The following is a 13084-nucleotide window of genomic DNA, read 5'->3' as shown; positions in this document are numbered from 1 at the left end:
GGGGTGATCGGTGGTGGCGGTCCGGTGACTCACGGCACCGGATCCGTTTCACGTGAGCTTGTCATGCCCCTCGAGCAGCTCCCGGCGCCCGTCGGTGGGAACCGTTCGTTCCGGCGGTTTCCGGCTCATCGTGGGGATCCGGAACGTCGTTGTCCGCTCGGCGCCCGCCGTTTTCCGGAACTCGGGCCTTCGGAACGGTTCTTCTTACCGGACGGCTTGGCGGGCTGGGGTCTGCGCGGATTGGCCGCCCCGGCGGGACGTCGCGAGGCGGGAGGCCGATAGGGCGAGGGAGTGGGCAACCTGAGCAGCTTGCCGATCTTGCCCGGGCCGAGCGAGCGCAGCGCCGAGATGGCCTCGGGCTCGTGTCTGGCGAAGTTGGCCAGCAACCCGAAAACGACCATGGTGGTCACCACCGAGCTTCCCCCCGAGGAGATCAACGGTAGCGGCAGTCCGGTGACCGGCAGCAGTCCCACCACGTAACCGATGTTGATCGCGGCCTGCCCCACCAACCACATGGTGAGCGTGGCGGAGACCAGCTTGATCCACGGATCGGTGTTGCGAGCGGCGATCCGCATCCCCACGTAGGCGACGGTACCGAACAACAGCAGCACGGAGGCGCACCCCACGAACCCCAGTTCCTCGCCCAGCACGGCGAAGATGAAGTCGTTGTCCGCTTCGGGCAGGTACTGCCACTTGGACCACCCGCGTCCGATTCCCTCACCGAACATGCCGCCGTCGGCAAGCGCCAACAGCGCCTGGGTCGCCTGAAAACTCTTGTCGTCGTTGCCGCTGCCGGAGTCGAAGAACGAGGTCACCCGGGTTATCTGGTAGCGGAAGAGGAAAATCAGGGCAAGCATGCCGGTGACGGCACCGAGCACCAGCGCGCTGAACAGCCGCAGCGGTGCACCCGCGAACCACAGCAGCGCCAGCAGCACGATGCCGAGCGTCACCGTGGAGCCGAAATCGGGCTGCATCATCACCAGGGCGAACATCAACAGCGCCGCGGGGAGCACCGGCACCAGCAGATGGCGGTACTGGCCGAGCAGAGCCCGTTTGGTGACGAGCACGTGAGCCCCCCAGAGCGCGAGCGCGATCTTGGCGGGCTCCACCGGTTGGAACGAGACCGGCCCCAGTCGGAACCAGCTCTGCGCACCGTTGTTCTCGAAGCCCAACCTGGTCAGCACCAGGGACAGCAGCACCAGGCACACCAACAGGAACACGTGGCTGAACCGTCGCAGCATCCAGACCGGCATTCGCATGGCCACGTAACAGCAGACCGCCCCGGCGAGGCAGTGCAGCAGGTGCTTCAGGAAGACGCTGTAGGAGGACCCCTGCTGGCTGAAGGACTCCACGCTGGAGGCCGACAGCACCATCACCATTCCGAAAGCCGTCAGCAGCCCGAACGCCGCGAGTAACAGGTGGAACGAGGCCAGCGGTCTGGTCAACCAGGAAGTCAGCGCGGAACTGATCCCGCGCAGACCGTCCGCGACCCCCTGCGTGCCTCGTCCACGAGTCCCGCTCGTGTTCCGGGCTGCCACAGCTGCCTCACCCCCTGGGATGTTCGGCCGGTTCCGTCCCCGGTTCCGCCCGCACGGCACGTACCGCTGCCGCGAATTCCCGCCCACGATGGGCGTAGTCGGTGTACATGTCCATGGACGCCGCGGCCGGTGCCAGCACGACGGCGGTTCCCGACGTCGCGTAGTCGTTGGCCGACCGCACGGCCTCCGACATGGCGGCTTCCCGTTGCGGGGGGATACCGACCACCGGCACGTCCGGGGCGTGTCTGCGCAGCGCCTCGGCTATCGACTCCTGATCAGTACCGATCAGCACCGCCGCACGCAACCGGTGGGCGTGCTGCCGGACCAGCTCGTCGACCTCGGCTCCCTTCAGGAGTCCACCCGCGATCCATACCACGTCCCGATGCGCACCGAGCGCGGCCGATGCGGCGTGTGGGTTCGTCGCCTTGGAATCGTCGACGTAGACAATTCCCCCCGACCGGGCGACCACGACGGAACGATGCTTTCCGGGAGCGAACTCGCGGAGCCCTTCGGCACAGGCGGTCGCGGACACCCCGCACGACCGGGCCAGCGCGCAGGCGGCGAGTGCGTTGGCGAGATTGTGCTCACCCACCTGCCGGACATCGGCCACCGTGGCCAGCGACACGGGTGCGGCTTCGGCCGAGGTGGAAACCCCGTTCGGGCCGAACGCGCGGTCGAGCAGTTCCTCGTCCCGCACTCCCAGCTGACCGGATTCGGGCTCACCCAATGTGATCCCGACCCGTGTCGCGGCGGAGTGCTCGGTGACGAGCTCGCGGGAGGCGGGGTCGTCCGCGTTGTAGACCGAAACCGAGTTCCCGCCGTACACCTTGCCCTTGGCAGCGCCGTAGGCGCGCAGCGAGCCGTGCCAGTCCAGGTGGTCCTCGGCGAGATTGAGGATGACCCCGGTGTCGGGTGAGAAGGTGTTCGACCAGTGCAGTTGAAAACTCGACAGTTCCACCGCCAGCACACGATGGCCCGCGCGGACGGCGTCCACGGCGGGAAGTCCCACGTTGCCGCAGGCCACCGCGTCCATGCCCGCCGCACGCAGCACCGACTCCAGCATTCCGACGGTGGTGGTCTTACCGTTGGTCCCCGTAACGGCCAGCCAGTGGGCGGGCCGTGCGGAAGCCCGGTCGAGACGCCAGGCGAGCTCGATCTCGCTGATCACTTCGATCCCAGCGGCCTCAGCGGCCGTCAGCAACGGTGCATCGGGACGCCAGCCGGGACTGGTGACCACGAGATCGGTAGCGCTCGGGGGCTCGGTGAGACCGACGACGAGTTCGGCTCCCCGCATCCGTGGTCCGGCCAGTTCGGCCAGCCGCTCTTCGGAGGCGTCCGTGACGGTGACACTCGCTCCCTCGGCCAGCAGCGCCTCGGCGGCCGATCTGCCGGAAACCCCCGCTCCGGCGACCAGGATCCGCGTCCCCACCTTGCTCATGACCTCACCAAAGATCCTCGTGACTGCCGTGTCGTTCATCGGGCCGCCGGGACGGGCCCGGAGCACAGCGGCTGCCGGCTCCGGAGGAACACGTCCCGGCGGGAACACCGAGCATCAGCTCGGTACCAGTGCCAACCAGTCGGCGTAGAACAGCCCGACACCGAACAGGCAGCTGATCGCTGCCAGTATCCAGAACCGGATGATAACCGTGGTCTCCGCCCACCCGGCGAGTTCGAAGTGGTGGTGGAACGGGGCCATACGGAACAGTCTGCGCCGCGAGGTGCGGAAGACCACGATCTGCAGCACGACGGAGAGCGCCTCCACCACGAACAGACCGCCGATGACGATCATCAGCAGTTCCGTTCGGGTAGTCATGGAGAGGCCGGCCACGAGTCCACCGATCGCGAGCGAACCGGTGTCGCCCATGAAGATCTTGGCAGGAGCGGCGTTCCACCAGAGGAAACCCACACAGGCTCCCATCGCGGCGGCGGCCACCACCGCGACGTCGAGCGGGTCACGCACCTGGTAGCAGGCCGGCCCGGGGTCCTCCAACAGCGCACAGGAGTTGCGGAACTGCCAGAACCCGATCAGCACGTAGCTGGCCAGCACCATCGCCGCGGTACCACCCGCGAGTCCGTCCATGCCGTCGGTGAAGTTCACCGCGTTGGACCAACCGCTGATCGCGACGTAGGCGAAGATCACGAAGCCGATGACACCGAACGAGACCACGCTGATGTCGCGGATGAACGACAGGTGCGCGGAGGCGGGCGTGATGCCGTTCTGGTCCTTGAACTGCAGGGCCAGAATCGCGAACAGCACCGAGGCGACCATCTGCCCCACGAGCTTGGCCGTCTTGTTGAGCCCGAGGTTGCGGCGCTTGCGGATCTTGATGAAGTCGTCCAGGAAACCGACGAAGCCCAGCACGGTGGTCAGGCCGAGCACCAGCAGGGCCGTGACGCTGGGAAACGCTTCGGAGACGGTGAGGTGTGTGGCCAGATAGCCCGCCCACATGGCGACGAGGATGGCCATACCACCCATGGTCGGTGTTCCCCGCTTGGCCGAGTGGGACTTCTGCACCTCCTCACGGATCTCCTGGCCGAACCCCTGCTTGGAAAAGACCCGGATGAGGTACGGGGTGAACAGAATCGAGACGACCAGCCCGACGGCGGCCGCGATCAGAATGTGCTTCACGTCGTACCACCGTCCCGTCCGGTGGAGCCCTCCGCCGAACCGGGCGCCGCGGGAACCAGCTCCTCGGCGACCCGCCACAGCGCCGCGGCGTTCGAGGCCTTGACCAGCACGACGTCGTCGGGCCGCAGCTGCTCGCGCAACAACGCGAGGGCAGCGTCCACATCGGGCACCAGAACCGATTCCTCTCCCCAGGAGCCCTCCAGCGCGGCTCCCTGATGCATGGCACGTGCCTGGTCACCCACCACCACGAGGCGATCGATGTTCAGCCGCACGGCCAGGCGTCCTATCTCGTCGTGCTCCTCGGGACCGGCGTCGCCGAGTTCACCGAGCGCGCCGAGTACCGCCCATCCGCTGCCGGGACGGTCGTGCGTCATGGCCGCCAATGCTTTCAACGCGGCCCGCACGGACTCGGGATTGGCGTTGTAGGCGTCGTTGATCACGGTCACCCCGTCCGGGGTGGTGGTGACCTCCATCCGCTTTCCGGACAGCTGTTCGATCCCGTTCAACCACTCGGCGATGTCCTCGGTCGCGGCTCCGAGCTCGAACGCCACGGCAGCCGCGGCCAGTGCGTTGCCGACGTGGTGCTCACCGTGCAGCGGCAACCGCACCCGGGCGTGGCCGTCGGGAGTGATCAGGGTGAAACGCGGCCGGGCGAGCTCGTCCACCTCGACGTCGTCGGCTCGCACCGAGGCGTGGGGGTGTTGCCCGAAACGAAGCACCCGCGCCCGGGTGCGCTCGGCCATGGCCGAAACGACCGGGTCGTCGGCGTTGAGCACCGCCACTCCGCCTTCGGCAGCGCTCGGCAGGGCCTCGACGAGCTCGCCCTTGGCCTGTGCCACCGCCTCCCTGGATCCGAACTCGCCGAGATGTGCGCTGCCGACGTTGAGCACCGCCCCGATCCGGGGCGGGGCGGACTCGCAGAGCTCCGCGATGTGCCCCATGCCGCGCGCGGAGAGCTCCAGCGCCAGGTATTCGGTTCGTTCGTCGGCGCGCAGCACCGTCCACGGATGCCCCAGCTCGTTGTTGAACGAACCGGGGGGAGCCACGGTGGGCCCCATCCGCTCGAGCAGTTGCGCGATCATGTCCTTGGTCGAGGTCTTGCCGGACGAACCGGTCACTCCCACGACCGTGAGTTGGTTCGCGAGTTTGTCCACGACCAAACGGGCGAGCCGGGCCATGGCCACCAGAACCGCTGCTCCGGAGCCGTCCTCGTCGGCCGCGAGCGCCATCGCGCGGGACCGCTCCGCCGAACCGACGGCGGGCACGATCACCGCGGGAGCCGCGACCTCCCTGGCGGCCAGCACCGCGACGGCACCGTCGGAGACCGCCTGCTCCGCGAACCGGTGACCATCGACCTGCTCGCCCGGCATCGCCACGAACAGCCCACCGGGCCGAATCTTCCTGGAATCGAATTCGACGGCCGCGGTGACGACCTCGCTGCCATCGGCGCGGTGCAGCCTGCCACCGACCGCCCCAGCTACCTCGTCGAGGCTGAGCCGGATCACCTTGCCTCCTCGTCACTTCCCCGCTGGTTGTCGGGGATCCGACCAGCGGGAACGGTTTCCGTCCCTTGCGGACTCCCGAGTCGTTCACGCAGTGCCGCGGCGAGTTCGTCGCGATCGGAGAACGGGTGAACCACACCCGCCACTTCCTGGCCGGTTTCGTGCCCCTTACCGGCGACCACGACGACGTCACCGCCGGCTGCGCGCCGTACCGCTTCCGCGATGGCCGCACGCCGATCACCGATCTCGTGGGATTCGGCCCGCTCGGACTTCGCGACCCGAGTGGTTCCCTCGAGCACGGCGGCACGGATCCGCGCGGGATCCTCACTACGGGGATTGTCATCGGTCACTATCAGAACGTCGGCCCGCTGGGCTGCCGTGGCTCCCATGACGGGACGTTTGGCCGTGTCCCTGTCACCGCCACAACCGAGCACGACGATCACCTTCCCCGCCGCCTGGGAGCGTGCGGCTTCCAGCACAGCGCCGACGGCTCCCGGCTTGTGGGAGTAGTCGACCACCGCCGCGAAGTCCTGTCCCAGCGCGACACGCTCCATGCGTCCCGGAACGTCCACCTCACCGAGTCCGTTCGCGATATCGGCGTACTCGACACCGACGGCTCGTGCCATCGCGGTGGCCAACAGTGCGTTGGCGATGTTGAACGAGCCCGGCAGCCGCAGCTCGACCTCGGTGCGGGCGCCGTCGGGAGCGTTGACGGTGAACCGCTGCGCACCGGTGGTGCTGGTGACCACATCGGTGGCCGTCCAGTCCGCGGTGCCCTGCGTCGCCACCGTGGCGGTTCCCGGCCCGACCAGCCTGGAGCCCCACTCGGTGTCGGTGCACACCACCTCCCGAGTGCAGCGCCCATCGAACAGCATCGCCTTGGCCGCGAAGTAGTCCGCCATGTCGCGGTGGAAGTCCAGGTGTTCGCTGGAGAGGTTGGTGAAACCGCCCACGGCGAACCGCAGCCCGGCAACCCTGCCCAGCACGAGGGCGTGACTGGACACCTCCATGACCACGTGGGTGACTCCCCCTTCGAGCATCACCGCCAGCAGTGCCTGCAGGTCGGGGGCCTCCGGGGTGGTGAACGCGCTTTCCAGCCGGGTACCGGCCAGCCGGGTCTCGACGGTCCCGATCAGGCCGGTGACCAGCCCGGCCGAGCGCAGCGCCGACTCGATCAGATAGCTCGTGGTCGTCTTGCCCGAGGTCCCTGTCACACCGAGTACCGACAACCCGTCGGCGGGACGACCGTAGACCTCGGCGGCGAGCTCACCGAGCACACCGCGCGGATCCGAGTGAACCAGCAGCACGACCTCACCGCGCGACACGGCGGGGTGCCGCAGCAGCTCGGGGTGAGCGGCCCCCGACTCGTCGGTGAGGACCGCCCGGGCACCCGCATCCAGCGCGGTGGCCGCGTGCTCGGCACCGTGCGTTCTGGCGCCCCGCAACGCGGCGAAGACATCACCCGGCCGTACGTGCTGGGCACGCAGCGTCACTCCGGCCACCTCGACGGACGCGGCGGCTGATTCCGGGGTTTCGGCGGGACGAACGACACGGGCACCGATCGAATCGGCTAACTCCTCGACACGTACCGGCTCGACACGCGAGGGACGTGGCGGAGAACTCGCAACCGGGGAAGGCACGGGAAAAAGGTTACCGGTACCGCTCCACGGAGCAGCTTTACGGTAGGCAGGTGCGTCGCGAGGTGGTCTCGCCTGCTCGAACGGTTTTCACTCGTTCGAGTGAAGAACTGTTCCTTCCCCACGAATGACCACCGCCAGCTCGCCGCCCGGTTCACATCGCCGCCCGGCTCGCGCGGTCGGTCCGACCTCTCCGGGACGTCGTGGTGGCTATCTCACCCGCAACGTCATCTCCGGGGCCGGCTCGCCGGACAGCGGGATGTCGTACCGACGTGTCAGATCCGCCGCGACGTCGTGGAACAGCGGCGCGGCGGTAAGTTTTCCCCTGTCGGGATCGTCGATCATGATTCCGATCACGTATCTCGGGTTGTCGGCGGGCAGCATCCCCGCGAAGGTCGCCCAGTGCTGCGAGTTGCTGTAACAGTCGCACTCGGGGTCGGGCTGCTGCGCCGTCCCCGTCTTGCCGGAGACCTGGTAACCGGCCAGCGCGGCCCGCGGCGCGGTGCCGCGTTGTCCCCGCTCGTCCTGCACGACCGCGCGCAGCATGTTCTTGACCGTGTCGGCGGTTCGCTCGCTGACGACGCGAACCCCTTGCGGTGCGGACCGCTGGTGCTCCTGGCCGTCCGGCCCGATGGTCGAGTCGACCACCCGCGGCGGGATCCGCACACCGTCGTTGGCGATGGCCTGGTACATCCCGGCCATCTGCAACACCGTCATGGACAGCCCCTGGCCGATCGGCAGATTGGCGAACCGGGTGTCCGACCACTGCTTGGTCGGCGGTACGACCCCGGAGCTCTCGCCGGGAAGGGCGATGCCGGTCTCACTACCCAGCCCGAACTTCTTCACCAACTCGCCGAAGCGATCCTTGCCCAGCCGCTTCGCCGTCATCAGGGTCCCCACATTGGACGACTTGGCGAGCACTCCGGTGAACGTGAGCGGGAGGGTGCCGTGCTGCCAGGCGTCCCTGACCGTGGCACCACCCATCTCGATCTTCGACGGCACGCGCAGCACACTGTCGGGCCGCATGATCCCGTGTTCGATGGCCCCGGCGGCCGTGATGATCTTGTTCACCGAACCGGGTTCGTAGGGAGTGGTGACCGCCTGGTTGCTCAGGTGGCGGGAAGCACGACTGCCCTGCGAGGGATCGGCCGAGAGATCGGAGTTGGCCAGAGCACGCACCTCGCCGGTCCGCGAGTCCAGCACGACCGCGCTTCCACCCTCCGCGCCGACGTCCCGGACGTAGGAGTCGAGTTTCCGATCGAGCACGAACTGCAGGTCCGAGTCGACGGTCAGCCGGACGTCCGAGCCCGGCTCCGCCGGTCGGATGGTGCGCTTGGTGCCGGGGATGACGAGCCCGGTGCTTATGCGAGCGGTGTGCGAGATCCGGAGACCGTCCTCACCGGAGAGCGTACCGTCCAGCGAGCTCTCGAGACCCACGTTCCCCAGGATCTTGTTCTTGCCCTTGCGCCAGGAGGCGGAACCGACGATACCGGCGCCCACCGATCCGGCCGGGTACTGCCGGACCGCTCGGTACTCGGTACCGATCTGCGGGTACTTGTCGTGGATCTCGCGGGCGACCGCGGGATCGATCAACGAGCCGAAGTAGAGGAACTGCTCGTCCGAGAACAACGCCCGCAGGGTTTCCCGTTCACTCACCCTGCCGTTGGTCACCTTGTCGATGTAGGCGGCGATCTCCCGTTTCTTCTCCGGCCCGCTCAGCGCTTCGGGATTGTCCGACTCGCGCTGCTGCTGATCCAGCAGTTTCGGATTGGCGTAGAGCTTGCGGGACTCGCTGCTGAAGGCGAGCACCCTGCCCTCGGAGTCCAGGATGGAACCACGCTGCGCGGGGATCGTGGTCTTGGTGAGCAACTGGTCGTCGGCCTGTTCGGACAACGCGCTCGCCTCGAATCCCTGTACCACGACCAGTTTCACCCCGGCTGATACCAGGGCCAGAACCAGCAACATCCGGCCGATACCGAACCGCCGCCTGTTGGAGGCCACTCCGAAGCGAGATTTGCGCGGACCACGTCGCCGAGCCGCGGAACCGCCGCCACGAGCGAGCTTGGTGCCGCTCGCGGCCGTCCCACGCCGCGGCGCCCGCTTCGAACGATTGGTCTGGCGGGGCTTGGCGCCCTGCCGATCCCGAGAAGCCATGTCTGTCACCCCACCGACGCTTCGTTCGACGACGATTGCTCGGAGCCCTCCGGAGGCTCTTCCCGCCGCTGCGGTGGTCGTTGACCGGACGAGTCACCGCCATCGGCGTGTTCCCCGGCCCCCTCCGGATCGCTGTCCTCCCCCTGCGGCGCGGACTCGGGTCCCTCGGCCGGTCGCGGTTCACCGACCACCCTGACCGATCCGTCAGGCTGCCGCACCAGATGCGCGACCTCGGACACCGGGACCATGTTCATCCGCTCGGCCCGGCGTCTGATCTCGGAGATCGAACTCATCCTGCTCACCGAACGCAACAGGTCCTCCTTGCGTTCGGACAGGGCCTGGACACGCTGCTTGGACTCCTGCATGTGGTACGAGTTGCCCACCGCGGCGATGGAGAGCCACAGCGTTGCCACGATTCCCGTCACGAGCACGACCACCACCGTGCCCACGAACGGAATCCGGGAGGTGGCGATCCGCTCGCTCAGCGACAACAGGGCGTTCCTGCCGGAACGCAGCAACCCGGACCCCAGCAACACCTCTCGTGCGGAGGGCTCGTGCGATCCGGTGGCACCGCCGCTCGCCGCCGATCGTCGCTGCTTCCCGGAGGAAGGGGATCGCTCCGAGGAACGGCGGCCACGTTCCTGCTTGCGTTCGTAGGCGCGTTCGCCCGAGGAGGATCGGACGTGCATCCGCCGGTTCGCGCGAGCGCCTCCCTTGGAATCGGTACGGTTGTCGGTACGCTGCCGCCTCCCGCGGCCGTTGCCGCCGGACTGGTCACCGCCCCGTGCGGCTGCCGTCATGGCGTCTCCTCGATCCGCTCGGCCGCGCGCAGCCGCACCGAGCTCGCTCTGGGATTGGCGGCCGCCTCCGTCTCGTCGGCGAACTCGGCACCACGCGTGAGCAGCCGCAGCTGTGGTCCGTGACCGGGGAGCTCGACCGGCAGGTCGACCGGGGTACGCGATTTGGCCCGTTCGGCGAAGACCCGCTTGACGGCCCGGTCCTCAAGGGAGTGGTAGGACAGCACCACGATGCGACCACCGCCGCTGAGCGCGTCGACGGCCGCTGGAAGAGCCCGTCGCAGCACCTCGAGCTCGCCGTTGACCTCGATGCGAAGTGCTTGGAAGGTCCGTTTGGCCGGATGGCCGCCGGTCCGCCTGGCCGCGGCGGGAACGCTGTCGTAGATCAACCGCACCAGCCGCGCGCTGTTGTCGAACGGCTCGACTTCACGAGCCCGCACGACTTCCGACGCGATTCTGGCGGCGAACTTCTCCTCGCCGTACTCCCGAAGTATCCGGATCAGTTCGGCGCGCGAAGCGGTGTTGAGCACGTCGGCGGCTGTCCGGCCGGTGGTGGTGTCCATGCGCATGTCCAGTGGCGCGTCCCTGGCGTAGGAGAAACCGCGTTCGGACTCGTCGAGCTGCAGCGAGGAGACACCGAGGTCGAACAGGACACCGTCGAGTTCGGATATCCCCTGTTCGGCCAGGATTTCGTCCAGTTGATCATCCACTCCGTGCACCAGCCGCACACGTTGTCCGTATTCCGCGAGGCGCTGCCGAGCCAACCGGAGGGCCTCCGGGTCACGATCCACGCCGATCACGGTCACATCGGGAAACGCACGCAACAACGCCTCGGTGTGTCCCCCCATGCCGAGTGTGGCATCCAGCACCGTGGTTCGGCGGTCCCGCAACACGGGTTCGAACAACTCCACGGTTCGTTCCAACAGGACGGGAAGATGCCGCTGCTGTGCCGCTTCCGGACCGGGCTTCCCCTCGGTGAATTCCCGCTCGTGTTCGGCAGCGGGTTCGGGGTTGTCTGGCACGCTGGCCTTTCCTTCCTGTTCCGATCGGGTCGTGCCGGGCGGGACGGCGATTCACGAGAAATGTTCACGATCCCGGGCGAAGCGATCGGCTCCCCCCGACAGCCCCGAGCTGTCCGACTCGGCCACCGGAACAACGCACCGGAGACCAGGCCGGGGCGACGAACTCACGAAGCGGAACGCGGTGCGGCACCGCGGCCGAGTGCCGGTCTCCGACGTCTTCGAACCCGTGACCACGACCGGAGAAACTCATCGGAAACCACCCCCTGCGCACCGGAAACCGGGCCAATTCGGCCGGGACTCCCGGAAGCCACCCCTCGCGGGACCACCGGCGCGAATCCCGCACGGCGCGATCGCCCCGCCTGTTCGATTCCGCCGGAACGGCGAAATCGAAAATCCCCACTCGGGGGGCCACATTACCCCACCCCTCTTAACCGTCAACCGGAAACGCCGGGCCACACGGCGCTCCGGAGGGAAGCGGCTCGGGGTTCGCGGTCGCCGCTGCCGCGTGGAACGCCGACGAGAGACCCCACCCTCACACGGGCGTTGACTCACGGCGGGGAGCTCGTGGCGAGTTGTACGCACACTCACCACTTACATCGGGTCTGAGAGACTTCCGGCGAGGTGCGCGGCAACACCGCGAACGGCCGTGGACACCCCGACCGCGGTGGCACGGGTCCACTCGTGGCAGCACGTCCGGCTGTGACGATCCGCGCGGAACGGTATCTGGAGGTTTGTTGAGGCCGGAGAGGAACACGGCGAACGGCGCAGCGCCCACCACGGCCGGCAGCGAGACGGCACGGAGCCCGGCGGGCGAGAACACGCCTGACATCCCGCACGACGTCCCCATCGAGTGGATGCACGAAACGTTGCGACGCATCAGCACCAACGTGGAAAGCGTGCTGGTCGGGAAGCCCGAAGTGGTCCGGCTCGCCATGGTGACGCTGCTGGCGCGCGGACATCTGCTCGTGGAGGACGTGCCCGGCGTGGGCAAGACCTCGTTGGCCAAGGCACTCGCACGTTCCGTGGACTGCACCGCCAGCAGGATCCAGTTCACCCCTGACCTGCTGCCGAGCGACGTCACCGGGGTGTCGATCTACAACCGCGGCACCGAGAAGTTCGAGTTCCGGGAAGGACCGGTGTTCGCGAACATCGTGGTCGGTGACGAGATCAACCGGGCCTCGCCGAAAACCCAGTCGGCACTGCTGGAATGCATGGAGGAGAACCAGGTAACCGTGGACGGCCACAGTTACGAGCTGGGGATCCCGTTCATGGTCATAGCCACCCAGAACCCGGTCGAGCTGGAGGGCACCTACACCCTTCCCGAAGCGCAGCGCGATCGGTTCACCTGCAAGATCTCCATCGGGTACCCGGACCCCACCGCGGAGTTGGCGATGGTCGACGAACGCGCCGCCTCCGATCCGCTGGACAAGCTGGAACCCGTCACCGACGCCGCCGAAGTGGCCGAGCTGCTGGCGGCGGTGGGCGGGATCCACGTCGCGGTCGAGGTGCGCCGCTACGCGATCGACCTGGTGGCGGCCACTCGCGATCTGGCCGAGCTGCGACTGGGAGCGTCCCCACGAGCCACCCTGCAGCTGATCCACGCGGCCCGGGCACAAGCCGCCATCGAGGGACGGGAGTTCGTCATTCCCGACGACATCCAGGCCATGGCCGTGCCGGTACTCGCACACCGACTGGTGCTCAGCGGCGAGGCCCGCGCGGCGCGGCAGAGCGGAGCCTACCTGATCGGGCAACTGCTGGATCGAGTACCGGTACCGCGCGGCACCGAGCAGCTCCGGCGACGGTGA

9 protein-coding genes are annotated in these 13084 nt (G+C 68.0%); 1 reads left to right on the top strand and 8 read right to left on the bottom strand.

What is annotated here, in order from left to right:
- Positions 1-125: 125 nt before the first annotated feature.
- From ftsW to rsmH, 8 genes are all read right to left on the bottom strand, one after another.
- Positions 126-1538 (bottom strand): putative lipid II flippase FtsW, encoded by a 1413-nt coding sequence (gene ftsW, locus J2S53_RS01770; RefSeq protein ID WP_456239467.1) that lies wholly within the window; start codon positions 1536-1538, stop codon positions 126-128.
- 7 nt (positions 1539-1545) lie between these two features.
- Entirely contained in the window at positions 1546-2976 is a 1431-nt protein-coding gene (murD, locus tag J2S53_RS01765) for a UDP-N-acetylmuramoyl-L-alanine--D-glutamate ligase (protein ID WP_456239466.1), read from the bottom strand.
- A gap of 114 nt (positions 2977-3090) precedes the next feature.
- Positions 3091-4167 (bottom strand): phospho-N-acetylmuramoyl-pentapeptide-transferase, encoded by a 1077-nt coding sequence (mraY, locus tag J2S53_RS01760; RefSeq protein ID WP_456239465.1) that lies wholly within the window; start codon positions 4165-4167, stop codon positions 3091-3093.
- Positions 4164-5672, bottom strand: coding sequence for a UDP-N-acetylmuramoyl-tripeptide--D-alanyl-D-alanine ligase (locus J2S53_RS01755; protein ID WP_456239464.1), 1509 nt, complete (start codon positions 5670-5672; stop codon positions 4164-4166). Before J2S53_RS01755 ends, mraY begins: the two co-directional genes overlap by 4 nt.
- A complete protein-coding gene (locus tag J2S53_RS01750; RefSeq protein WP_456239463.1) occupies positions 5669-7309 on the bottom strand; it encodes a UDP-N-acetylmuramoyl-L-alanyl-D-glutamate--2,6-diaminopimelate ligase in 1641 nt (546 codons plus the stop codon). The genes J2S53_RS01755 and J2S53_RS01750 overlap by 4 nt, the downstream gene beginning before the upstream one ends.
- A 207-nt stretch (positions 7310-7516) precedes the next feature.
- On the bottom strand, positions 7517-9460 hold the full coding sequence (locus J2S53_RS01745) for a peptidoglycan D,D-transpeptidase FtsI family protein (protein WP_456239462.1): 1944 nt from the start codon (positions 9458-9460) through the stop codon (positions 7517-7519).
- Between the two features lie 5 nt (positions 9461-9465).
- Complete coding sequence (locus tag J2S53_RS01740; RefSeq protein WP_456239461.1) at positions 9466-10260, bottom strand: hypothetical protein; 795 nt, start codon at positions 10258-10260, stop codon at positions 9466-9468.
- Entirely contained in the window at positions 10257-11279 is a 1023-nt protein-coding gene (gene rsmH / locus J2S53_RS01735; protein WP_456239460.1) for a 16S rRNA (cytosine(1402)-N(4))-methyltransferase RsmH, read from the bottom strand. Before rsmH ends, J2S53_RS01740 begins: the two co-directional genes overlap by 4 nt.
- Before the next feature lie 827 nt (positions 11280-12106).
- Between rsmH and J2S53_RS01730 the strand changes: the two genes are divergently transcribed.
- Positions 12107-13084 carry an AAA family ATPase gene (locus J2S53_RS01730; RefSeq protein ID WP_456242669.1) on the top strand — a complete coding sequence of 326 codons (978 nt, stop codon included), beginning with the start codon at positions 12107-12109 and terminating at the stop codon, positions 13082-13084.

Origin of the sequence: Actinopolyspora lacussalsi (assembly GCA_030803735.1) — a bacterium.
In the GTDB taxonomy this organism is placed as follows: Bacteria; Actinomycetota; Actinomycetes; order Mycobacteriales; family Pseudonocardiaceae; genus Actinopolyspora; species Actinopolyspora lacussalsi.
Note: the sequence above shows the minus strand (reverse complement) of the source record. Positions and strands in the feature narration are given on the sequence as shown.